Origin of the sequence: Candidatus Amarolinea aalborgensis, from assembly GCF_900491745.1 — a bacterium.
GTDB classification, from domain to species: domain Bacteria; phylum Chloroflexota; class Anaerolineae; order SSC4; family Amarolineaceae; genus Amarolinea; species Amarolinea aalborgensis.
Window position 1 is genome coordinate 18594 of the sequence record NZ_UETR01000025.1, and the last position, 22649, is coordinate 41242.

Annotated in this window: 24 protein-coding genes and 1 pseudogene; 20 read left to right on the forward strand and 5 right to left on the reverse strand. The window is 62.5% G+C overall.

The features are described from left to right. Positions 1 to 18 precede the first annotated feature (18 nt). The 11 genes from ACPQ6D_RS19165 (at position 19) to ACPQ6D_RS19215 (ending at position 11611) form a co-directional block, all read left to right on the forward strand. Positions 19 to 1386, forward strand: a complete 1368-nt coding sequence (locus ACPQ6D_RS19165; protein ID WP_423225959.1) for an SUMF1/EgtB/PvdO family nonheme iron enzyme — start codon at positions 19 to 21, stop codon at positions 1384 to 1386. Beyond that, complete coding sequence (locus tag ACPQ6D_RS19170; protein ID WP_423225960.1) at positions 1361 to 1630, forward strand: hypothetical protein; 270 nt, start codon at positions 1361 to 1363, stop codon at positions 1628 to 1630. The genes ACPQ6D_RS19165 and ACPQ6D_RS19170 overlap by 26 nt, the downstream gene beginning before the upstream one ends. A 21-nt stretch (positions 1631 to 1651) precedes the next feature. Beyond that, positions 1652 to 2752 carry a hypothetical protein gene (locus ACPQ6D_RS19175; RefSeq protein WP_423225961.1) on the forward strand — a complete coding sequence of 367 codons (1101 nt, stop codon included), beginning with the start codon at positions 1652 to 1654 and terminating at the stop codon, positions 2750 to 2752. Positions 2753 to 2758: 6 nt separating this feature from the next. Continuing rightward, positions 2759 to 2974 carry a hypothetical protein gene (locus ACPQ6D_RS19180; protein WP_423225962.1) on the forward strand — a complete coding sequence of 72 codons (216 nt, stop codon included), beginning with the start codon at positions 2759 to 2761 and terminating at the stop codon, positions 2972 to 2974. 302 nt (positions 2975 to 3276) lie between these two features. Further along, positions 3277 to 4944: a transcription termination factor NusA gene (nusA, locus tag ACPQ6D_RS19185; protein WP_423225963.1), complete on the forward strand. Its 1668-nt coding sequence runs from the start codon at positions 3277 to 3279 to the stop codon at positions 4942 to 4944. A gap of 5 nt (positions 4945 to 4949) precedes the next feature. Further along, positions 4950 to 5258 (forward strand): RNase P modulator RnpM, encoded by a 309-nt coding sequence (gene rnpM, locus ACPQ6D_RS19190; RefSeq protein ID WP_423225964.1) that lies wholly within the window; start codon positions 4950 to 4952, stop codon positions 5256 to 5258. A gap of 428 nt (positions 5259 to 5686) precedes the next feature. Further along, positions 5687 to 8170: a translation initiation factor IF-2 gene (gene infB / locus ACPQ6D_RS19195; RefSeq protein WP_423225965.1), complete on the forward strand. Its 2484-nt coding sequence runs from the start codon at positions 5687 to 5689 to the stop codon at positions 8168 to 8170. A 13-nt stretch (positions 8171 to 8183) separates the two neighbouring features. Next, on the forward strand, positions 8184 to 8567 hold the full coding sequence (gene rbfA / locus ACPQ6D_RS19200) for a 30S ribosome-binding factor RbfA (RefSeq protein ID WP_423225966.1): 384 nt from the start codon (positions 8184 to 8186) through the stop codon (positions 8565 to 8567). Between the two features lie 9 nt (positions 8568 to 8576). Continuing rightward, positions 8577 to 9617, forward strand: coding sequence for a DHH family phosphoesterase (locus ACPQ6D_RS19205; RefSeq protein WP_423225967.1), 1041 nt, complete (start codon positions 8577 to 8579; stop codon positions 9615 to 9617). Continuing rightward, positions 9614 to 10528 carry a tRNA pseudouridine(55) synthase TruB gene (gene truB, locus ACPQ6D_RS19210; RefSeq protein ID WP_423225968.1) on the forward strand — a complete coding sequence of 305 codons (915 nt, stop codon included), beginning with the start codon at positions 9614 to 9616 and terminating at the stop codon, positions 10526 to 10528. The genes ACPQ6D_RS19205 and truB overlap by 4 nt, the downstream gene beginning before the upstream one ends. 192 nt (positions 10529 to 10720) lie before the next feature. Then, positions 10721 to 11611: a fibronectin type III domain-containing protein gene (locus tag ACPQ6D_RS19215; protein ID WP_423225969.1), complete on the forward strand. Its 891-nt coding sequence runs from the start codon at positions 10721 to 10723 to the stop codon at positions 11609 to 11611. A gap of 32 nt (positions 11612 to 11643) precedes the next feature. Here ACPQ6D_RS19215 and ACPQ6D_RS19220 read toward each other — a convergent pair whose 3' ends face one another. Both ACPQ6D_RS19220 and ACPQ6D_RS19225 read right to left on the reverse strand, forming a co-directional pair. After that, the gene (locus ACPQ6D_RS19220; protein WP_423225970.1) at positions 11644 to 12132 is read right to left on the reverse strand and encodes a YbjN domain-containing protein; all 489 of its coding nucleotides are present in this window, start codon (positions 12130 to 12132) and stop codon (positions 11644 to 11646) included. A 203-nt stretch (positions 12133 to 12335) separates the two neighbouring features. Continuing rightward, on the reverse strand, positions 12336 to 14048 hold the full coding sequence (locus ACPQ6D_RS19225; protein WP_423225971.1) for a S8 family serine peptidase: 1713 nt from the start codon (positions 14046 to 14048) through the stop codon (positions 12336 to 12338). Positions 14049 to 14355: 307 nt separating this feature from the next. Between ACPQ6D_RS19225 and ACPQ6D_RS19230 the strand changes: the two genes are divergently transcribed. The 9 genes and pseudogenes from ACPQ6D_RS19230 (at position 14356) to ACPQ6D_RS19270 (ending at position 18117) form a co-directional block, all read left to right on the forward strand. Continuing rightward, complete coding sequence (locus tag ACPQ6D_RS19230) at positions 14356 to 14616, forward strand: type II toxin-antitoxin system HicA family toxin (RefSeq protein WP_423225972.1); 261 nt, start codon at positions 14356 to 14358, stop codon at positions 14614 to 14616. Positions 14617 to 14635: 19 nt separating this feature from the next. Then, the gene (locus tag ACPQ6D_RS19235) at positions 14636 to 14848 is read left to right on the forward strand and encodes a type II toxin-antitoxin system HicB family antitoxin (protein WP_423225973.1); all 213 of its coding nucleotides are present in this window, start codon (positions 14636 to 14638) and stop codon (positions 14846 to 14848) included. Between the two features lie 474 nt (positions 14849 to 15322). Continuing rightward, positions 15323 to 15709, forward strand: a complete 387-nt coding sequence (locus ACPQ6D_RS19240; RefSeq protein ID WP_423225982.1) for an iron chaperone — start codon at positions 15323 to 15325, stop codon at positions 15707 to 15709. Positions 15710 to 15866: 157 nt separating this feature from the next. Next, complete coding sequence (locus tag ACPQ6D_RS19245; protein WP_423225974.1) at positions 15867 to 16259, forward strand: hypothetical protein; 393 nt, start codon at positions 15867 to 15869, stop codon at positions 16257 to 16259. A gap of 297 nt (positions 16260 to 16556) precedes the next feature. After that, positions 16557 to 16862 carry a hypothetical protein gene (locus ACPQ6D_RS19250; RefSeq protein ID WP_423225975.1) on the forward strand — a complete coding sequence of 102 codons (306 nt, stop codon included), beginning with the start codon at positions 16557 to 16559 and terminating at the stop codon, positions 16860 to 16862. Next, positions 16849 to 17067: a DUF2283 domain-containing protein gene (locus ACPQ6D_RS19255; RefSeq protein ID WP_423225976.1), complete on the forward strand. Its 219-nt coding sequence runs from the start codon at positions 16849 to 16851 to the stop codon at positions 17065 to 17067. Before ACPQ6D_RS19250 ends, ACPQ6D_RS19255 begins: the two co-directional genes overlap by 14 nt. A gap of 20 nt (positions 17068 to 17087) precedes the next feature. After that, positions 17088 to 17477, forward strand: coding sequence for a VOC family protein (locus ACPQ6D_RS19260; RefSeq protein WP_423225977.1), 390 nt, complete (start codon positions 17088 to 17090; stop codon positions 17475 to 17477). Positions 17478 to 17725: 248 nt separating this feature from the next. Further along, positions 17726 to 17863, forward strand: a pseudogene (locus ACPQ6D_RS19265) (DUF4160 domain-containing protein); the annotation flags it as partial. Continuing rightward, positions 17860 to 18117 carry a DUF2442 domain-containing protein gene (locus ACPQ6D_RS19270; protein ID WP_423225978.1) on the forward strand — a complete coding sequence of 86 codons (258 nt, stop codon included), beginning with the start codon at positions 17860 to 17862 and terminating at the stop codon, positions 18115 to 18117. The pseudogene ACPQ6D_RS19265 and the gene ACPQ6D_RS19270, both read left to right, overlap by 4 nt. A gap of 123 nt (positions 18118 to 18240) precedes the next feature. Here ACPQ6D_RS19270 and ACPQ6D_RS19275 read toward each other — a convergent pair whose 3' ends face one another. The 3 genes from ACPQ6D_RS19275 to ACPQ6D_RS19285 all read right to left on the reverse strand — a co-directional run. Further along, positions 18241 to 19653 carry a nucleotidyltransferase family protein gene (locus tag ACPQ6D_RS19275; protein ID WP_423225979.1) on the reverse strand — a complete coding sequence of 471 codons (1413 nt, stop codon included), beginning with the start codon at positions 19651 to 19653 and terminating at the stop codon, positions 18241 to 18243. Continuing rightward, positions 19650 to 21023 (reverse strand): ABC transporter permease, encoded by a 1374-nt coding sequence (locus ACPQ6D_RS19280; protein WP_423225980.1) that lies wholly within the window; start codon positions 21021 to 21023, stop codon positions 19650 to 19652. The genes ACPQ6D_RS19275 and ACPQ6D_RS19280 overlap by 4 nt, the downstream gene beginning before the upstream one ends. A 14-nt stretch (positions 21024 to 21037) precedes the next feature. After that, positions 21038 to 22649: COG1361 S-layer family protein (locus ACPQ6D_RS19285; protein WP_423225981.1), on the reverse strand; the 1612-nt coding region annotated here is incomplete at its 5' end.

Sequence of the window (22649 nt, forward strand, 5' to 3'; positions counted from 1 at the left end):
GCGACTCAGGAGCATACCGTGAACGATCCAGTCTCCCTTGACGACCTGCGCCAGACCAGCCGGCAGGTGCTGGTCATCTACCAGGCCATGCTGCGCGCCCAGGCCTTGGACGCGGAAGGCCAGGACATTCTGCGCCGCGCCGATGAGCTGCTGCGGCAGGCAGGCCTGGCCTACTTGATGGGCGCGCCGCCAGCCCCGGCGCTGCCAGCGAACGACCACGCGGCGCCACCGTTCGCCATGGCCAGCGCCTACACCGACATTCAACGTGGGTACGCCGGACTGCTGGAGGCGCTCTATGCGCTCGGCGTCAAGGCGGGTCAGGTCGAGGATTGGGCCCTGGCCGAGCCGATCTTTGCCGCGCTCATGAGCCTGGAGCCAACCCTGCGCGACGCCGCCGCCTGGCACGAACGCGCCGTGGTCTTTGGCGCTGTCCAGCACGCGCTGGCCGCGGGCGACCTGCGCGCCGCCGGCGCGGCCTGGCAGACCTGGCTCAAGAAACATCCAGGAGATCGCGAAACGGTCGCCGCCCGGCAGCGTTCTTTTCTGCATTCCTTGATCGCGTGGGTGGATGTTCCAGCCGGGGAGTTCTTGTACGGCGATCAGAAGCAGCGTCTGTCCCTGGGCGCCTTTCGCATGAGCCGCACCCCCATCACCAACGCCCAGTACAACGTCTACGTCCAATGGACTGGCGCGTCGGCGCCCGGCCATTGGGTGAACGGCAGCATCCCGGCCGGCAAGGACAATCATCCGGTGGTCAACGTCAGTTGGGACGATGCGCAGGCTTTCTGCGGGTGGGCGGGACTGCGATTGCCCACGGAGCAGCAGTGGGAGAAGGCGGCGCGCGGCGTGGATGGCCGCGCCTACCCCTGGGGCAATCAACCGCCCAGCGGCGACCTATGCAACTTCAACAACATCGTGGGCGGCACGACGCCTGTGGGCCAGTATCCCAAAGGAGCCAGTCCCTACGGCCTGCTCGACATGGCCGGCAATTCTGGGAGTGGTGCGAAACAGCCTATTCACAAGGCGCGTACGTGGTCCGGGGCGGCGCGTACAACTACGATGCCTCGAGGGTGGGGTGCGCCTCCCGCTACGGGGGCGACCAGAACGTCCGGTATGTGGACCTCGGTTTTCGAGTTGTGCTCCCCTAGCTGTTGGGCCGCTGGCCGCTGGCGCCTCTGGTCTCTGGAAAGCGCTGGGTCTCTGGCGCGCTGGCTTGGCCCCGAGAGACGCCCCCGAACCAGGCATGCCCCTGGCGAAGCGTCTGCTGGCGCCAGGCCGCCGCAGGCGGCCAAATTTTTTCGTAAAAACCTTATCTGCTTTTACGCAGACGCATCCGACCCAAAAAGGAGAGAAGCCGATTATGAGTGGGGTTCATGCCGATATTGAGAAGATGGAGAGTTTCCTCGATCACCTGCGCCGCTTCGACCAACTGCTGGACGACGAGTTTCGCAGCATGATCGGTCATTGGCGCGACCTGGGCAGCGTGTGGACCGACAATAAATACCACGAGTTCGGTCGCGACCTGGAAGAAGTGGCCCGCGGCGTCGAGCATTACCTGGCCGCCACGGACGACCATGAGAATCACCTGGCGCGCCTGATCGAAAGGCTGAAAATCTTCCTCGACACCTAAACCGGGAAACGCTGAAGGCTGATGACCCAAATCCACGCCGATCTTGAGGCGCTGCAAAACCTGCGCGCCGCGCTCCTGGCTTTCGCCGGCCGCGCCACAGACGCCTGGCCGTCCGCACAGATGGCTGTTTTCCGCGCGACCCGAACCTTCGACCGCCTGGAAGAGGCTGCCCGCGACCGGGTCTACGAACTCACCAATCGCCTCTATGACTGTTATGGCGCCGCGGCCCAGGGACTGCCTGCGGATTGTGGTCAGATTCAGCAGGCGCTGCAGCGCGCCGAGCAGCGCGTGGCGTACATCCTGACCATGCGCCGCCGTTTCGATGACGCCGTCAGCGCGTGGGAGAGCCGGCGTTACGATCTCGAGCACGCGCTCGATGCCGACCTGTCTGGCGCTGTCACCTACCTGGATCGTCGCATCGCAGCCCTGGAAGCCTATCAGGCCACCCAATTGATTGGCGCGGCGTTGAGCCTGGGCGCGGCGGGCATACCCGATCTGATGGGCGCGGCCATCGGCGCCATGCGCCTGGCGCACGGACAGACGCGCCGTGTGCTTGGCCGCGCCGGCGAGGAAATTGCCTCGATTGTCCTCAGCCGGCGCTTTGGTCTGCAGGAAGTTGTCTTCACGCAGCCGGCGCACGGCTTTGATCGCGTCTTCAGCGCGCCAGGCCTGCCGCTGATCGTGGTGGAGTCCAAAATGAGCCAGGACGGCGCGCTGCGCCTGGGGCGGACGACCGCCGGCGAACAAGGCTCAGCCGCCTGGGTTGCTCAGACTGCAGCCAGGATGACCGACCCTGCGTCCGCGCAGTGGAGTCCAACCAATGCACGCCTGGGGCGCCTGGTGCAAGAGATGGGGCCGGCCAACGCGCCGGTGTTGGCCGTTGTCGCCGATCACACCCGCGCCACGGCCGCCGTCTACGGTCGCCAGCCAAGCGGCGAATGGACATTGATTGAAGCCGACATTGACCTCGACGCGCTCACTGCGGAGGATGTCGCTGGTCTGACGCCGGCGTCCGCTTCGCCCGCGTCGGTCGCGCCGCCGTCCGCCTGGTCGGAGCAGGGGGCCGCCCAAGCGGCCGAACGTCGCGAGGGCGCGCCGGGCGGCGCAGAACGGAGAGGGTGACGAACGATGGACGAACTGAGCGCGGCGATGCTGGACATCGCCAGGCAGATGGAGGCCGAGTGGCAAAAAGCCGCCGACAACTGGCATGACAGCACCGCCGATTATTTCGAGTACAACTACTGGCTGCCCCTGGCCGAGACCACCCTGGCCTATATCCACGCCCTGCGCGACCTGGAGCACGAGCTAACCGCCCTGCGCTGGCTAGCCGACTCCGGCTCTTGACTTTCATTTGCCAACCTGCAATCGGCCAGCTCGCGCTCCGAACCAGACACCATCCGCCTTCCACACACCCAATCTCTAATCTCCGATCTCCGATCTCCGATCTCTGGTCTCTGATCTCCGATCTCTAGCCTCCGATCTCCACACCCCGCTCTCCCCGAAAGTTTGCCAGCACGGTCATCTTGTGCTATAATGACCTTGTACTCGTCAGAGCATCGTTTGCAGAAAAAGTGGGCCAGTCCCACTTTTCTTTTTGGCGTAGAACGGGGCATCAAGGACAGGGCGCGGAGGAATCTCGAATCGGCATGCGGAATGAGTTGATTATTGCGATTAACCAGATCTGCTCAGAAAAGGCGCTGCAGCGCGAAGTCGTGGTTGAGGCTATCGAGCAGGCGCTGGTGTCAGCGTACAAGAAAAACTTCGGCGCAACGGGCAACATCATGGTGAAGATTGATCAAGACACGGGCCAGATTCGTGTCTTTTCAGCGCGCCAGGTGGTTGACAAGGTGACCGACAGCAAGAACGAAGTGCTGCTGGAGCAGGCCAAAGTCCTGGATAGGCAGGCTGAGTTGGGCGGCACGGTGTATGTGGAAACCACCCCAACCGATTTTGGCCGCATCGCAGCGCAAACGGCCAAGCAGGTGATCTTGCAGCGCATCCGTGAGGCAGAACGCGAGGCGACGTTCAAGGCCTTTGCTGACCGTGAAAATGAGATCATCAGCGGCACCATTCAACGCGTGGACTTTGCCACCGGCGATGTCACCGTGGGGTTGGATCGAGGCGAAGCCGTTTTGCCCAAGGCCGAGCAGATTCCCAACGAGCGTTATCGCGTCAACGGCCGCTTGCGCGCCTATTTGACCGAGGTGCAAAAAGGCACGCGCGGTCCGATGCTCAAGCTGTCACGCACGCACCGCAATATGCTGCGGCGCTTGCTCGAACTGGAAGTGCCCGAAATTGCCAACGGCGTCGTGGAGATCAAAAGCATCGCCCGCGAGCCGGGCCAGCGTTCCAAGGTGGCGGTCGCCGCCACTCAGTTTGGCGTAGACCCCGTCGGCTCCTGCGTGGGCATGCGCGGGGTGCGCATTCAGAATATCGTCACCGAGCTGAGCGGCGAGAAGATTGACGTCGTGGAGTGGAGCAGCGATCCGCGCACCTTCATCATCAGCGCGCTCAGCCCCGCCAAGGTGAATGAGGTCTATTTGGAAGACCGCGGCGGCGAGAATAAGACCGCCATTGTGGTCGTCCCTGATCGGCAACTGTCGCTGGCGATTGGCAAGGAAGGGCAGAATGCCCGCCTGGCCGCCAAGCTGACCGGTTGGCGCATTGACATCAAGAGCGAAACTGACGCCGCCAAGGAAAACCTGTCCCAGGTCTTGGTGTCGAAGGCGCGCCAGGCCGTGACGCCGGAGCGTGACCTGCTCGCCATCGCGGAGCAGATCTTGCGCGATCGCGCGGCCGCCCCGGGCGGCTTGCCCACGTTCGATACGCTGGCCGTGGAGAGCCGGCCATTCGAGCCGGCCTGGTCCGAGACGGCCGAGGCTGAGGCCCAACCCGAGGGCGTTGAGGCCAGCGAACCGGCGGCGACGACCGCCACGCCGGAGCCAGCCGAGGCGATTGTTGAGTCTGCGCCAGAAGCGGCGGTGGTCGAGGAAGCCGCGGTTGCGGCCGCGCCAGCGCAGCCAGCCGATGCTGAAGTACAGGCTGAGACAGAAGCAGAGGCCGCGCTGCAGCCTGGCCCGGCAGTTTGGGATGGAGCCACGGATAGCTTCCAGGTAGAGATTTCACCGGAAGATTACACGGAGTTCGTGGCGGCCGAAGGCGATGGCGAAGAGAGCCTGGAAGCGGAACGTGAGCGTAAGCGCAAGCGCAGCAAGAAACAGCACCTGGTGTTCGATGAGACGCGCGGCGCGGTGGTTTCTGTGCGCCGCCATAAGCGCGAACAGTCCGCCTGGGACCAATTCGACGAGGAATAGGACGCGTGAAGACCAAGCCGCGGCGCGTTCCGCAGCGTATGTGTGTGGTCTGTCGTGAGGTGCAAGGTAAACGCGCCCTCATTCGCATCGTGCGCACGCCGAATGAGGGCGTGCTGGTTGATCCGACCGGCAAGCGCGCTGGGCGCGGCGCGTATCTTTGTCACCGGGCAGCGTGCTGGGAAAAGGCGTTGAGCAGCCACGCCTTGTCACGTGCTTTGCACGTTACCTTGACCGCGGATGATCTGGCGGCATTGCGCGCCTTTGCCGCCAGTCAAGTGTCTTTCGATGAGACAGTCGAGTCTAAAGTGGTGTGATTTAACGTGCTGCGTTACATCAACAACAGGGGCGCAATCCATCGGCGGATGGTACGAGTTACGCAAAAGGATATGAGTCGGCAGAAGGATTTTCAGTCAGGTATGGGATACGTCGGGTGCGGCGGCGCGACCGGCTGGGGAATACAGGGGAGTGAGCGTATGTAATTCAACTGCGTTCAGTCCTCGCCTATCGGTTTGATCACTCTCCAGCCTCTTGCAGCTCATCCTCGTCTACTTCGACACCTGACAACTCAAAACAGGGTTAACGGTTAATTTCCGTAACACCATAAAATAGAAAAGCGTCCTGAACGCGCTGTGATATGCCGCCTGCCGATCAGGCTCTGGCTGCTCGCCTGGCCTTGATCGCCCCTCGATGGGTTGTCGTGGGCCAACGCGTGATTTTCAGGATCGTCGGGGAGATGTGGAATATGGCAACAGAAGTAAAATCAAAACCAATAGCACCCATTGCAACGCCAAGCGCCCCGCGGCCGGGTCAAGACAAGCCAAGCAACGGCCAAGACAAGGAAGAACGTCGGCCAGGGTCTCAGACGCCGGCCGCTCCGGTCAGCCCTGTCAAAGCGACCGCGGGCAATAGCGCGCCGACTGCGCGACCGGTGAACGCCGCCCCGCCCGCGCGGCCAACCTCGAATAATCGGCCGGCGCCGGCCGCGAACGGCTCACGTCCAACGCCCCCGGCGGCTGGCGCATCGTCAGGCTCATCTGCGCCGCGCCCCGCAGGCGGCAACAACCCGCCAGCTCGACCAACCAGCGGCAACAACTCACCGGCGCGACCGGCCGGCGGCAATCAACCGGCTCGATCGGCCGCGCCGGCTCAGCAGCCGGCGCGGCCAGACAACGGCAGACCGCAGGCTGCGGTTTCGCCCGCCCGCCCGCAAACGCCGAGCGGCGGCGCGCGGCCCGTTGGCGGCAATTCACGCCCGGCGTCGTCATTTGGCGGCGCGCCCCGCGTCAGCGGCGCGCCCAGCCGGGGCGGCCAGCGATCGTCCCAGGGTCAGAATAGACCGGGCGGGCGTCCTGGCAACGCCGGCGGTGGACGGCCTTCCCATGCTGGTCCACGGCCCGCAGCGCCGGTGGCTGTTCCTGCTGCCCCAACCAAGCCAACCAAGCCCACGTCGGTGGAGATTCCGCCGGCGATTACGGTGCGCGACCTGGCGCAGTTGATGCAGGAAAGCCCGATTGACCTGATCAAGGTGCTGATGAACTACGGCATCATGGCGCCCATCACGCAAACGATTGACTTCGACACCGCGGCCGTGATTGGCTCGGAGTTTGGCGTCGAGGTGAAGCCTGTGGTCACGGCCGTGGTTGAAGAACCAGGCCCGGCGAATGAGACCGACGGCGAGCCGAAGACGCTGCGGCAGCGGATCTTGGAATCACAGGATGATGAAAAGCTCATCGAACGACCACCCGTGGTGGCCGTGCTGGGGCATGTGGATCATGGTAAGACCACGCTCCTGGATGCGATTCGCAAGACCAACGTCGTGGAAGGCGAAGCCGGCGGCATCACCCAGCGCATTGGCGCGTACCAGATTGAGCTGAACGGTCGCCGAATCACCTTCCTGGACACGCCCGGCCACGAGGCATTTACCGCGATGCGCGCGCGCGGCGCGCAGGTGACGGACATCGTGGTCTTGGTCGTCGCGGCCGATGACGGCGTGATGCCCCAGACCAAGGAAGCGATCAGCCACGCCAAGGCGGCCAAGGTGCCGATCGTGGTCGCGATGAACAAGGTGGACAAGCCGAACGCCAACCCGGATCGCGTCAAACAGGAACTGGCTGACGCTGGCTTGCTCATCGAAGAATGGGGCGGCGATGTGATCTGTGTGCCGGTTTCGGCCAAGATGAAGCGCGGCATCAATGATCTGCTGGAGAACATCCTGTTGGTGGCCGACATCAACCCGCCCATGAGCACCCCCGACGGCCGCGCGATTGGGACCGTGATCGAGAGCGAAAACGATCCACGCCGCGGCCCGATCGCCACGCTGCTCGTGCAAACGGGCACGATGCACGTGGGCGACGCGATTGTCGCCGGCGGCGTCGCTGGCCGCGTACGCGCCATGTTCGACGATCGCGGCAATCCGGTGGACTCGGCGCCGCCCAGTATGCCGGCCCGCGTCATGGGCTTCAGCACGGCGCCTACGGCCGGCGACACCTTCAAGGTGATGGCAGACTACAATTCGGCGCGCGCCGATGTCGAAGCCTGGCAAACTGCGCACCGTGCGGCCGCGACGCCGACCAAGCTCGTCAGCCTTGAGGATGTCTTCTTGAAAATGCAGACGGGCCAGGTCAAGGAACTGAACTTGATCCTCAAGGCCGACTTCCAAGGGTCATTGGAGCCGATTGTCAATTCGTTGAATCGCCTGAGCAACGATGAAGTCAAGATCAAGATTCTGCACCAGGGCCTGGGCAAGATCACCGAGTCAGACATCAACCTGGCGGCTGCTTCCAGCGCCATCGTGATCGGATTCAATACCTCGCTCGACGGCGCCGCCCAGAATGTGGCCGAAACGCAGGGCGTTGATGTGCGCACGTATGACGTCATCTACAATCTTCTGGAGTCGGTGGAACTGGCGCTCAAGGGTATGTTGGAGCCGGTTTATCGTGAAGCCCACCAGGGCGAGGTTGAGGTGCGCCAGGTGTTCCATCTGAGTAAGAAGGGCACCGTGGCCGGCTGCATCGTACGCAGCGGCTTCGTGGCCCGCGGCTCGCTCATTCGCGTCAAGCGCGGCGACCAGGTGGTTGCCACCACGCGTATGCAGTCGCTCAAACGTTTCCAGGAAGATGTCAGTGATGTCAAGGCGGGTTTCGAGTGCGGCGTCACCCTGGAGAAATTCGACGCCTATGAGCCAGGCGATATCTTGGAAGCGTACAAGATGGAGCGTGTCCGCTAAAAAGGATCTGCACATGACGAATCATCGGCGTGCCCGCCTGAATGGGCTTCTACGCGAGGAACTCGTGTTGATTCTCAGCGGCGACCTCGGCGACCCCCGCCTGGCGCCCGTGATGATCAGCGATGTTGATATTTCGGCCGATTATCGGCAGCTGCGCGTCTATTTCTCGGTGTTGGACGATGATCCGCTCGTGGAACGTGACGCCATACGCGGGTTGGAACATGCCAACGGCTTTCTGCGCCGCCGCCTGGCCGAGCATGTCAACCTCCGTTACACCCCGGAACTCACGTTCAAACTCGATCGCACCGAGGCGCGCGCGGAACGCGTGGATCGCCTGCTGCAAGAGATCGCCAGTCAGACCCCAGCGCCGCCGGCGCTCGCAGAGAGTAACGACTAGCGGCCGCGTATGGCAGACATTCAGCAGCCGGTCACAACCCATGACTTTGACCCGACCGAGGTCGCGCTCGCGCAAGCGGCGCAGGCCATCGGTCGGGCCTCTTCGATCCTTGCCGTGTCTCATATCAGCCCAGACGGCGACGCCATCGGCTCCTTGCTTGCTTTTGGCGCCATTGCCAGCTACCTGGGCAAATCGTGCATCTTGGCCTGCGCAGATCCTGCGCCCGAAACGCTTCACTTCTTGCCAGGCATTCGCGCCATCGTGACCGCGGCCCCCGGCCCATTCGACCTGGTGGTGGGACTGGATGCCAGCGACCCCCGGCGGCTGGGTGATCCCTACCTGGGCGCGGCTGCGACGGGCATCCCTACGCTTGTCATTGACCACCATATCACAAATCTGCGCTTTGCCGCGGTCAATTGGATTGATCCGGCCGCCGCGGCGACGGCTGAAATGGTGTTCCTGCTGGCCGACTACCTCCACGTGCCGCTGACGCCTGCGCTTGCCACCAGCCTGTTGACCGGCCTTGTTACCGATACGCGCGGCTTCCGCACCAGCAACACCTCCCCGCGTGCCCTGCAGATTTCTGCGCGCCTGCTGGAGGCTGGCGCGCCGCTCTTCCAGATTATGGAGATGACCCTCGAACGCCGCTCCCTCGCCCAAATCCACCTGTGGGGCCGTGTGTTGAGCCGCGCGCGCCAGCACGGCCGCATCGTGTGGAGCGAGGTGACAGAGGGGGACCGCCGCGCGGCGGGCATCAAGGAAGAGGGCGCGGATGCGGGACTTTCGAGTTTCCTCGGCAGCGCCGTGGAGGCCGATGTGGCGGCGGTCTTGGTGGAGCGCAATGGCAAGGTTGAAGTCAGCCTGCGTGCCGTCCCTGGCTTTTCGGTCGCGGAAGCGGCGCTGGCGTTGGGCGGGGGCGGGCATTCGCTGGCGGCTGGCTGCACGCTGGAAGGCAGCCTGGCTGAGGTGCGACGCCTGGTCATGGCCGCGTTGGACAAGAGCCTGACCAGCCAGGGCTTTCCGCAGCCCCGCTTCGACGAGCCGACATGAGGGAGGAAGGATACGCCAGGGCGATGGTTTTCGGTCTGCTGAACATCAACAAGCCGGCAGGACGCTCCTCGCGCTGGGTGGTCAATGCCGTCAGCCGCATCACCGGCGTAGACAAAATCGGCCATGCCGGCACCCTGGATCCGCTGGCAACCGGCGTCTTGCTGATGGCCCTGGGGCCGGCCACGCGACTCGTGGAGTATCTACAGGCGGGGACCAAACTTTACCAGGCGTCCATTCACCTCGGCGTCAACACCAGCACCTATGATGCGGAAGGGGACGTGCTGGCAACCGCACCCGTGCCGGATCTGGCGCTCGGCGATCTCCAGCACGCGTTGGCGCGTTTCGTAGGCGAGATCGAACAGCAGCCGCCTGCCTTTTCGGCCCTGAAGATTGCCGGTGTGGCCGCGTATCGCAAGGCGCGGCGCGGGCAGACCGTTGAATTACCCATGCGCCGGGTGCATATCGAGCAGATCGAACTGCTGAGCTGGCAATCGCCCGTGCTGACGATCCGCGTCGCCTGTTCGCCCGGCACGTATATCCGCTCGCTGGCGTTCGATTTGGGTCAGGCCTTGGGCTGCGGCGCCCATCTCGCCAGCCTGGTGCGCCAGGCCAGCGGGCATTTCCGCCTGGAAGACAGCGTGGATTTGGAAACCCTGGCCGCGGCCGCCCAGGTCGGCGATTGGCAGCGCTACCTGCTGCCGCCCGATCAGGCTGTGCTTGAGCTGACGCCGGTCTATCTCGATGCGGGCCGCACGCAGGTCTTGTTGCATGGCAACCCGGTCACCGCGCCGGCACGACCGGCCACGTCCGCTGGCCGTGCGTATGACCCCGACGGCCGTCTGATTGCGCTAGTCACCTACGATGCCGCCCAAGAGGTGTGGCAGCCTGACAAGGTATTTGTGGCTGACTAGATCCGAGAACACTGGCTGCCCAGACATGACAGGCTCACACAAAGACACCAAGGCACGAAGAAGCGCCTGGTGGCTTTGTGTGAGAACTGACCTGAACATAAAGCCGCTGGTGAACACCGATCGCCGCGGATTGCCTATTTTCGTTCATGGTTGCGGGCCGGGCGCGCTGGCGCTTTGTGCGGGAGGACGTTCGTGTCTGTTTGTCGCCGTCTCTTGGTTGGTAAACTGCTTCTCACGTTGGCGCTGACTGCGGCGCTGGCCCATGCAGCGTTGGCAGCCCCGCCGACGCCGGCGCTGGCCGGGCAGCTCACCTGGAACGATCGCACTCGCCCGTACGACTTTGTCATTACGGTGACGCCGGCGCAGGTTGACATCTGCGCCGGCAGCGACGCCTTCTTTACCGTGGATGTGGGGCAGGTGGGCAACTCGACCGACCCGGTCACGCTCAGCGCGAGCGGCCAGCCGGCGGGCGCCAGTGCAAGCTTCGTCCCCAATCCTGTCACCCCGCCCGGCAGCAGCAGCTTGGCTATTGGCGGCACGGCCGCGGCGCTCCCCGGCAGTTACACTGTCACGGTGGTCGGCGCCGCGGGCGCGCTGGTGCATGATGATGCTGTGATCTTGAATGTGTCGAACGCACAACCGGCGCTGCCGACTCTGCTGGCGCCCGCCAATGGCGCGCTGAATGTGGTGGTGCGACCGACCTTCACCTGGAACCAGGCGGCCCACGCAACCGCTTATGACATCGAAGTGGGGACCGACCCCGACTTCAGCTATGTCGCGGCCGCTGCCGGCGGTGTGGTTGGCGTCTCGTGGACGCCGGACAGCGACTTGGACCTGGGGACTGTCTACTACTGGCGTGTACGCGCCGTCAACGGCTGTGGGATCACGCCGTACTCAAGCGCGTTCACCTTTACCACCGCGCCAGCCCCCACGCCCACAGAGCCGCCGACGGGCGTGCAGTTGAGTCGCCTGGAGTCTGACCGCCGCCCCCAGGCCGCGCGTGGATGGCTTCCGGCTGTCCTGCTGTTGACCGCAGCGGCCGCGGCCGTGTATCAGCGCCGCAGCCACACCTGGCCGCGCTGAGGCGTGTTTCAATGGCGCTTCCGTTTTGGGGTTTATCCTTCGATTTCGGCGATTAGTTCGGCCGGCGATCGGTTCAAGTACATCACACTCATCAGGCCAGGGAAGTATTTGTCCATCATGAGAACATTGGTAAAGACCAGATTGCGGAACTGGGCCTCGGTCAGATGCTCTGTGTTGGCGGTGACGTCAATACTCGACTTGTAACGCACTTCGCCATCGTTGAAATCCAACTCGAAATTGCCGATGACCATGCCGTAATTGGCCCGCGTGAGGAATTCGGCCATGGCGGGCAGCTTGTCCGGCGGCGTAAAACTCTCGAGCACGGAGTAGAAGATAAACTGACGATGGGTGTCATTTTCACGCGCCTGCGCCACGCAGCGCCACGAGCCGTTCTTGCCCTGGTGGCGCATGGAGAGGATCGGCTTGGACTCATGGCGTGTATACGTCCAGTTGATGCTGTCGAAAAAGGCAATGGCCCGTTCCAGAATTGAAACCTGGCCGTCCAGGGATGGACTCATCATGGTACGTCCTCCATCGTGTTGGTGTCCATTGTGATATTGGCTGTGGTACGCAGTTTCGCTCATGGTTGTCCTTAGGCCGTGATTCAGCGTGGTCTCCTGTCCCCTGTCGAGACGAACCTGGTCAGGAGACCACGCACACACATCGAGTGATCGCGCCGCGCGGTCGAGCGAGCGTCACGAGGTTGGAGCGTCGCCAGCTCTGCTCAGTTGGTGCAGACCGTGCCCCAGGCGTTCGCCACCATCGTCACATCGTTCGTGGTAATCGCCGGATCGCTGAAGTCCAGGTTGCGCCGTGCGTTGTAGAGCGTGTCGCCGGGCTGTGTATTCCAGATTTCGGCCACCAACTGCACGTCACGAATGTCGGTCGTGCGATTGTAGTCAATGTCGGTGGGGCAGCGCACCGCGTTGACGGCGTTGAGCGCATCAATGCGTCCCCAACCGTAGACGTTGTTCGGGGTTGGCCGGCTGTCTAGCGGGTCCGGGTAAGGCGTCAGCACCCCACAGGTGGTGTTGTCAACCCGCGTCGCCGTCTCGCGAATGTACTGCGACGTTTCTAGGATGTGCCCGCGCAGCGCAGGATTGGCCTGCCACATGAGCGCTACCAGGCCCACGACGTGCGGCCCCGCCATGCTGGTGCCGCTGGCCGAGGTGTACGCCGTGTCGCTGCTGTTGGTCGCCGAGCGAATGCTCGTGCCCGGCGCGGAGACGTCCGGGCCGAACAGATTGGTGTAATCGCGCAGTCCGCGGCTGCTGGAGCCGGCAATGACGCCGGTCGCGTCATTGAAGTTGCCCACGGACAGGGACTCCGGGTAGACGGCTGGTGGGTCGTTGATGCTGCCGCAGCCCTGGCCGCCGTCGTTGCCCGCGGAGGCCACGAACATGACGCCCGCGGCGTTGAGCGCCTGGATCGAAGGCTGAATCTGCATCCAGGTGGTCGTGTCGCAGCCCTCGGACGCCGGGCAGCCCCAGGAGTTGTTGACCACGTCTGGCTGCATAGCCGCATCGCCGCCTGGCGCGAGGAAGAAATCGTTACATTCGACATAGCGGCTGATGGTGCCAACGCCGGCGTTCATGTTGCGGCACGCAATCCACTTGGCGCCAGGGGCGACGCCGATTTGGTCGCGCGTGGCCGGTGCGCTGTGATCGTCGCCAGCCACCGTACCGATGGTGTGCGTGCCGTGGAAGGTGTCATCGCACGGCGCGGCCACATTCAAGCCGCAGCTGTTGGCGCCGCCGTCATGAATGGCGTCATGCCAACTGTAGGTGTGGTCGGCCGTTACGCCGTTCCAGCCGCGATACTGCGGCTTGAGCGCCTCATGCGTCCAGCGCACGCCCGTGTCGCCGCCGGCGACCACAATGCCGGTGCCGTCAATGCCCAAGGCCCACACCTGCGGCGCGCGGATATAATTGACGCCGCTAGAGATAACCTCTGGCGCGTCGGCCGGCTGCGTCGCCTGTTCGATCGGATCAACCCCAAAGGGCGCGTCGAGCGCCAGCCAGCGCACATCGTCACGCGCCGCCAGCTCGTTGACCATGACCTGATCGGCCGCGGGCAGGTAGATCATGTTGACGCTGAGGAAGGCCTGGAAGGGGATGCCGCGGCGGGTCAGCTCTGCGCGCAGCGCGCCCTGGCTGCGCTCGGCAAAGTCCTTGAGCTGCGCGTAGACAAACGCGCCTTTGTCTTCTTTGCGCACCAGGGTGGCCGCGCGGCTCAGGTCGGCCTGGCCCACGAGGAAGATGAGCGCCGGCGCCTGACCTGCGTCGGCCAGGCGGCTGGCCAGGCCAGCATCAATTTTGGCGACCGGCGAGCCGGGCGCGGCGCCGGCGGGCAGCGCGGCGGCCAGGAGCAGGATGAGCAAACCGACCGCCAGCCAGCGCTGGCGCAAAGGATGGAACAACCTCGGATGCACAGACATGGAACCTCCATTGGTAGCGCGGGGGTGACGAGAGGTGATTGCAGGTTGACAAGGGATGACGCAAATCACCCGGCCGGACAATGCGCCTAAGTATACGCAGGGATGGCCGCGCGTCAAACGGCGTCGAGCGCGCCTATCGGAGAGCGAAGGCGCAGCATCATGGCGGGTTTGAGGGTTGTCGCCAAGTTGCTCAAAGGAGGCTTGATCTTTCTCTCGCTGTGGTGTAAAATCGCGTCAGGCATGTTTGTGGATGAGGTTGACGTTTGCGCTGACCAGCGCCCAAAAGGCAAAAGAGCAGGAAGGTCATATGACGAAGTACAGCAAGCTGCTCGCCAAAGTGCTGAGCGGGCAAGCGGACTCCAACATTGACTTCGATGACCTCCGTCGTCTGCTCGAGCATCTCGGGTTTTTCGAGCGGGTGCGGGGCAGCCATCACATCTTCGTAAGGTCTGGAATTCACGATATGATCAACCTGCAGCGCGAGGGCCGGATGGCGAAGCCGTATCAAGTCCGGCAGGTCAGGGCAGTCATCACCACGTACGGTTTGACGGTGGACGAGGGCGACTAATGCACAAGGTGGGCGACTAATGCACAAGTATGAAATCATCATCTACTGGAGCAACGACGACCAGGCCTTCCTTGCCGAAGTTCCCGAACTGCCGGGCTGTATGGCGCACGGCAGAACTCCGGACGACGCTTTGTCCAACTGCAAGGATGCCATGGATCTCTGGCTAGACACCGCCAGGGAGTTCGGCCGGGCTATTCCTGAGCCTAAGGGCAGACGGCTGCAGTACGCCTGAGTAGACCAGGCCCCTCACGGCGGCCATGGCCTGAATGGCCCCCACGCTTCGGCTTCCGGTCACCGCACCTGGCCAATTGCGATTGACTCCCCTCCCAGGGGGGTACAGTGTGCCCAAAGTGAAGCGTTGCGGCTTGTGATGCGATTGGCTCGTATCCCCGCCATAGCCGCGAGCGATCTCTGCCGATGTGACAGGTACGCCTAACCTCGGGTTGCAGCGGGGGTGCATCGGGGGATCGCCACAACCCTGTCGCTGAACCCGACCGTTGGGCGTTTGGCAATTGTAATCAAAGTTGTTGGAATTTTGGAACATGTGTGCTATCATTCCTACTCAGGCGCCTTACGGCGCACGAATTCGAACCACTGGAAGGAAATTCTCATGAACGAAGGTAAGGGCGCAACCAAGCAGGCCAGGCCGAAATCTGCCGAGGGCGCAACGGCGAGCGAGGGATTCACGGCCGAGGAACGCGCCGCGATGAAAGCGCGCGCCAAAGAGCTCAAGGCAGAAGCGCGCGCGAATCAGGACAAGGCGGCCGGGGAAAGCGACGTGCTTGCGGCAATTGCCGCGATGCTGGAACCGGATCGCACCATGGCCCAGCGCCTCCATGCGCTCATCAAAGCCAGCGCGCCAAACCTCTGGCCGAAAACCTGGTATGGGATGCCCGCGTATGCCAGGGACGGCAAGGTCGTTTGCTTCTTCCAAAGCGCGCAGAAGTTCAATGCAAGGTACGCGACCTTAGGCTTCAATGACGCAGCGAACCTCGACGAAGGCGCCATGTGGCCAACCTCTTACGCGCTAAAGGAGTTGACCGCCGCCGAAGAGGAGAAAATCAGTGCGCTCGTGAAGAAAGCAGTGAGCTGAGGACTGACTCGCCGCTCGCCTGGCCCTGGGCCGCATCGCCGGCCAGGACGCGGCCTTCATATGTGACGAAAATGCACATCGTCATGCGCCGAACGAAAAACGGCGCAAAAACAGACCCCAAGCTTGAGTTTGAATGCGATCACAAAAGGAGACGAACATGACGAAGCAAGAACGTGCTGAGATGTACCGAAGCTTTCTAGCCTCGGAGGGGTATACCCCCAAGATTGACAATGATGGAGACGTTGCGTTCAAGTTCGAGGGTGGTAACTACTACATCCTCGTTGACGACAAAGATGAAGCATTCTTCCGCCTGGCCTATCCGGGATTCTGGGAGATCGAGAGTGAGGAGGAGCGCGCGAAAGTGATCGAAGCGGCGCTCCATGCGACTGCGCAGACGAAAGTCACCAAGGTGTTTCCGGTTCGGGATAACACGTGGGCCACGATCGAGATGTTCTGCTCGCCCCCGGAGGTGTTCCAGGCTGTGTTTCATCGCTGTCTGACCGCCCTGCGGGCTGGGGTGGTGAGCTTCCAAGAGAAGATGCGTGAGTAGCGGCTAAGATTCAGTGGGGTCAGGCAAATAGTGCGGCCAGTTTTCTTCTATCTGGCGGCATGACCCGCATCACGTTGAAATGCAGTCGGCGACGCTAATCGGCGTCGTATTGCTGCCTGGTTGTTTGGCGGCCTTTGTCGCCAGGCTATGGGCCGGGTGCCCAACATGTGCCGGTAAAACGCCGCCGACGCGCTGTCCGCGCCGCTGCACCTCACGCGGCGCCGATAGCCCGCAAACGCGCCAAATTAGCGGGAAAAACACTGCGCAGCATTCGAGCAATGCGGCAAGGAGCCGTCAATGCCGGAATCTCAACTTGAGATAATCTGGACAGACTACATGCGCTATCGGGCAAGGTTGCGTGGGTTTAACCTTGCCAAGATCGAGCCTATTGTGAGATATTCAAGCGAGCGATATCTAGATACTGAGACCGGGCGTTTGGTCGTGATCGGGCGTATTGATGATTTACTGGTGATGCTCCCGTGTGAGACTGAACAGGGAACAATCACACCAGTAACTATTCATGCTACAACACGTCAGCAAATCAGTTTTCGGCTTAAGACGGGGAGATTTACCAATGAGCGAGACGCGGATGATGTATTTTGAAGAAGATGATGTTTTACACTTGGCTATTTCGGATGAACCAGAGGCGGGGAGCGTCGAACTAGGTCCCAACATCACCGTTGAATTGAACGATAAAGGGGAGATGATTGGTATTGAGATTCTGGAGGCCAGTCATTTTATCCGAGATTCGATTATGGAGTCAGTGCAGGCAAGAGTGTTACGTATGCCTGAACTTCAGCCTGCTTGATGATTACCAGCGAGGTATCCATGCAAATCAAGTTTGTCAGCGTGATGGTGGAAGACCAGGAGAGCGCTCTGCACTTCTACACCACCATCCTCGGCTTCGAGAAGATGGCGGACATACCGATGGGCCAATATCGCTGGCTCACGGTGTCCTCGCCCGATGGCATCGCCGGCGTTGAGCTCGTGTTAGAACCAATGGCTTTTCCGCCGGCTCGCGCCTACCAGCAGGCTCTGTTCGAGGCGGGAATCCCGGCCGCGGCCTTCATCACGAAAGATATCGCCGCCGAGGTCCAGCGCCTCAAGGCCCACGGGGTCAAATTCCGCGGCGAGCCTGCGAACATGGGACTCATCACAGCCGTCGTCTTCGAGGACACCTGTGGAAATCTCATCAATCTTGTTCAACCGGCGGCCTGACCCTTTCATAGATTCGACTCGGTTGCAGGAGAATTCTCGGCGTCCTCAGCCGGACGAGATGTGCGCGATTTTCGCCTGCCTTGGTTTGGAGGGTGATGTCTGGGACGCAAGATCGGATAGCTTTGGTTAGCCTCGTGCTCTAATGAACTGCATTACCATTTGAAGCCCGCCTGGATGGAAGAGTCGGGATTTGTCCGAGAAATGGCCTAGCACGGGTCGCAGCCGACGCGCTTTCGTGCATCGTGTTCAGCGCTGGCGAGTTGCCAACGAACAAACACAAACTCGTCGTCGCATGGGTTGAGATTCATCGAGAAGATCTCCTTGCAGATTGGGAGCTCGCGAAAAACGGCAAGAAACCATTTCCAATCAGAGGACTTGACCAATGAGAATTGCGGAAGTTCATCCACAACCTGACTGGGTGCTATGCATTGTTGCGGACGACGGACGGATAGGCCATTTCGACGTCAGCCCTTATCTAAAGTATGAGGCATTCGAAGAGTTGGTGAGCTACAGCGAATTCATGAAGGTTGCGAACGGCAGATACTTTGTCGAGTGGGATTGCGGAGCTGACTTGTCGGCAGACACCATCGAGGCAAAATGGCAGGTTGTCAACGAAGTATCAGCACGTGTAACTGCTTAAGGCAAGACACCTCAGCGGCAGCGGCCCGGCTGACTCATTGTGCCAATGAAGCCTGAGTCACTTCAACGGCTGAAATTAGCGCGCCATATCAGCTCGATGTCTTGATCCGCATCAGGTGGACGATCAATCGGCGGCGCTAACCGGCGTCGTGCTCTTGCTGGCCCGTTTGGCGGCCTCTGCCGCCAGGCTGTGGGCCAGGGCGTCCAGCATGCGCTGGTGAAATGCGCCGCCGGCGCGCTGCCCGCGCGGCCGCATGCGGCGCTGCAGCCACCCGCCAACGAAGACCAGGTGCAAGGGGTAGGCCAGCGGAAAGAGCGGTGAACTGACCAGACGCGGAAAGCGATTGCCCAGCAGGCCGTAACGGTCGGGCAGCAGCAGACGGCGCAGCGCGCCCAGCCGTTCCGCTGGCGTTTGCGCCCAGCGCAGATTGTCCGCCAGACGCCGGGGCGCTGGATTGCTCAACGAGACGTCGGCCAGGCTGATCTGCTGCAGCCAGGCGCGCAGACCAGGCTGTAGGCGTGCGCCCAGGGCGACCGTCAGGCCGCGGAGCCGGGCGTCAGGAAACACAGATTCCACCAACATCAGCGCTGGCAGGAGCAGCCGCGGCTCCAAACGCGCCCCGCCAAGGATGTTTTCAGCCGATGGGCTTTCTCCACTCACGTTCAGCGCGGCAAACCACGCCGCCGGCGCGCCGCAGGCCGCGCCGATGAGAGCCACTTCCTCTCGGCTCAGTTGCTTCCACACGCGCTGTAGATCGGTCACTTGCAGCAGCCGCGCCTTGCGCTCCCACACGTCTTGCGACGCATGGGCCGCCAGGTGCAAGAAGAACAGCCACGACGGCAGCATACGCACCGGAACCGAACCCATCGCGCCAGGCGCGCCGTGTTTCCACGCCAGCGCGGTCAAGTCCAGGCGCAGGCCGAGGAAGTCTTCGGCCAGGGCCAGGTGCACTTCGACCCGCCGCGGGTTGTCAGGGTCGCCGGCGCTGAAGGAGGAAATCCGCGTATTGTCTGGCTTGATGAAATTCAAATGCTTCCAGGTCGTACGCGGCTCTTCGATGTAGCCCTGGCGCTGCATGACCAACCGCAGGGTGCGCACCTGGCCCGGCGGTGCGAGCAGGTCGAGATCGGCCAGCGGCCTGAGCTGCGGCTGTGGATAGCCGCGCGGCTCAAGCAGCAGATGGGCGCCCTTGAGGGGAATCAACTCGATTCCGGCCGATGCACTGCCGCGCAGGATGGCGACTAGTTCGGTCGCCAGCCGATCGTTGCGTCGCTCATTGGCGCTGGCTTCAGCCGCCAGCCAGCGCATGACATAATCGGGCGCGGCGATCTCCTGCCCATGCTCCGCCAGCAGAAGATGCACGCCGTGTCTGACCGCTTCTTGTAGAATGACGGTCCAGTCCGCCAGGGTGAACGGCCGATCTGCGCTGGCCGCGGCCATGGGCGGGGCTGGCCAGGATGGCGGGCAGGGCGCGGCGCGCAGCCAATGCGTCAACAGGCCGACGGCCGCGGCGCGAGAGACGACGGCCTGGTTCATTCGTACTTCAACGCCTTCAGCGGATCAAGGGTGGCGGCGCGCAAGGCGGGGAAAACGCCTGAGAGCAGGCCAACGAGCGTGGCAAAGAGGACGGCAAAGGGAATGAGCCAGACGGGAGTGTAGACGATACTGCTGCTGGCGCCTGGGCCGCCAAAGATGGGATTCCCCTGCTGGCCAAAGACCGACTGTGCAATCAGGTTGATGACCCCGCTGACCGCCCATCCCAGCCCCGTGCCCACCACGCCGCCGAGAAAGCCAATCGCGGCCGCTTCGCCCAGGAAAATGCTCATCACATCGCGGTTGCGCGCGCCAATGGCTTTCATGAGACCGATTTCACGCGTGCGCTCGTAGATCGCCATGCTCAGGGTGTTGGCGATGCCAAACGCGGCCACGAGCAGAGCGATGGCGCCGATGCCGCCTAGAATGGCTTGCAGCACGATGAAGAAAGAATTGATGCTGTTGACGGCGTCTTGCGCGGAATAGGCGTTGAAGCCCATTTGGCGGATTTCTTTTTGCACATCCGCGACATCGCGTGAACTGGCTACTTTGACAACCGCCTGCTGATAGCCTTCACGGTTGCGATCAATGCGGCGGCCAGAGAACCATTGATTCAGTTCCTCGATGTCCTTGAGCGGCGCATACAGGTTGTAGTCAGTCTCGCCAAGCGCTGCCAGGACGCCAGTGACCTGAACGCGCAGGTTGCGCGTGGCCATCTTGCCCTCGTTGTCATAGCGAATGGCGCGCAGCGTCAGGCTGGCGTCCTGTAAGTCAACCGTCTGCTGACCGCCCGGGCCGCCTGGTCCGCCGAAGGGACTCACGCCGCCCTTTTGATTGGCCTGGCGCGGGTCGTAGAGTGTGCTGCCGATCTGCGCGCCCACCACCACCTGACCGGTGCCAATCCGGCTTTCCCCGGAGGCCAGCTTGTAGCCAAACAGCTTCCAGGCTTCCGGGTCAACGCCCATGATCCCAGCGCCCCCAACCAGACGGTTGTAGCGCAGCTCGGTCTGGCCTTGGATGAATTCCTGCGGGGTGACGGCCACCACGTGCGGCAGGGCGCGCAGCTTCTCCAGGACTTTGAGTGTCAGACCCTGCGGCTCGTTGCGGCCAGCGCCGGAGACTCCGGGCACGGCCCCGTCCTTACTTACAGCGGACTCCATCATTACTGGCTGCTGCCCCACGACGTTGATAATCGTCAGGTCTGAGATGCCGCCGATCCCCTCGGTGGCGCTGCGCTGCAAACCCGCGCCCAAACTGATCAGCACGAGCACGGCTGCCGTACCGATCACGACGCCGATGGCGGTCAAGATGACGCGGATGCGCATCCGATTGAGGTTTGCGAGAATGGTGCGAAAAAGATCAAGAAATGACATAGACTCGACCTGTGTTAGCCGCTGCCGAGACCGAACAAGCCCAGGAAGAGACGCTGCCAGAAAGGGCGTTGTTCACGCGCTGGAGGCGGTTCAGCGCCGCCGTTATCACCGTTGCCGCCGGGGCTGCCGTCGCCGCCTGGTTCGCCCATGTTAAGCACGCTGATGGGCAGCGTGGCCGTATAGAACTGGTTTTGATTGAAGTCATCAATGTATTTGATGATGACGGGAATGTCATACTCGCCGCCTTGCGCGGCGGTGGCCTGGGCGTCGAGCGTGCCGGACTGACCGGAGTCCAGGGAGCCGATGTAGGCCGATGCATTCTGGTATTCCAAGCTATCCACGGGACCAAGCTCCACGGTCGTGATGCTGACCGAGTTACGACCCTGGTTGATGATCTCGATCGGCAGGTCAATCGGCATGTTGGGCATCGGTTGCCCCACGGGCCGATAGAAGCTGACGCGCAGTTGGGGCGCCACGCTGACGAGCAAGGTGATCTGCTCTGTGCGCTCCAGCGGTTTGTCTGCTGGCCCGTCGTACGAGAATTCAATCGGCACGACGTAGGTGCCGGCCGCGGCCAAACCGCTGACAATAAACTGCATCTCGACGGTCGCCAATTCGTTGACGGCGAGCACCGGCACCACGCGCACGTTTCCGGTGCCGAGCGGCGCAAAAACCGTGACTGCAGACGTGCCGCCGGTGGAGGCCGTGCCAAAGGTGATGTTCAGGCGTCGGGCGTCGCTGGTGCCCACGTTGCGGATGTTGAGGCGCAGAGTCAGCGGCTGGCCGGGGCTGGGGCGCAGCGGGTCACTCACGTAATTCTCGATGATGGGCAGCGCCTGCGGCGTGGACGGCTTGCCCGCGCTGACGCCGCCGAGGGTCACGGCAATCACCTGCTGCGAGCTAAACTTCTCATCGCCCCAGTTGATGAAGTCAAGGTTCAATTGCAGCGTGTGCAGCCCGCTCGTCGTATCAGTGTCTGCCACCAGGCGCAGCGACACGGGTCGCGTCTTGTTGACGCCAATGTCGCCTACGCTGACGACGTTGCTGCCGACGGTGGGCGCGAAGTTCTTGTTCTCGCTGCTGACCGTCACCAGCGTGCGCCGCGCCGCGCCTGTGCCGGTGTTGCGCACCTCGAAGGTCAACGTAAACGGCTCGCCGGCCGTGATGGTTTCAGGATCGGTCGCGACCTGGTCAATCACCAACTGCGGAATGCCTGGTTTTGGCTGCGTCGTCGGCGTCGGCGTGGGCGGCGCCGCGGCTACGTTGATCCCAACGGTCTCGTTGGAGGTGTAGGAAATGCCAGCGTCGTCCTGGTAGCTAATGCTAATGGCCACCGGGTAAGCGCCGCCTTTGAGATCAGAATTGCCGCGCAGATCTTGCCACACCCAACCGTGCTCATCCACGGCCAGCCCGCTGAGCGTTTTGACGCTCGATGATCCCTGGGGCGCAAAGTTCTCACTGGCGATGGAAATGATGATGTTGGATGCGCTGGCTGATCCGACGTTGTGCAGTTCTAGCACCAGCCGGAAGGTCTGGTTTGCCTGTACGACGTCTGGTTCGGTGTGAAAGCTGCGGATGAACATCAACGGCCGCACATTGGATGGCGGCGGTGTGCTGGTTTGCGCG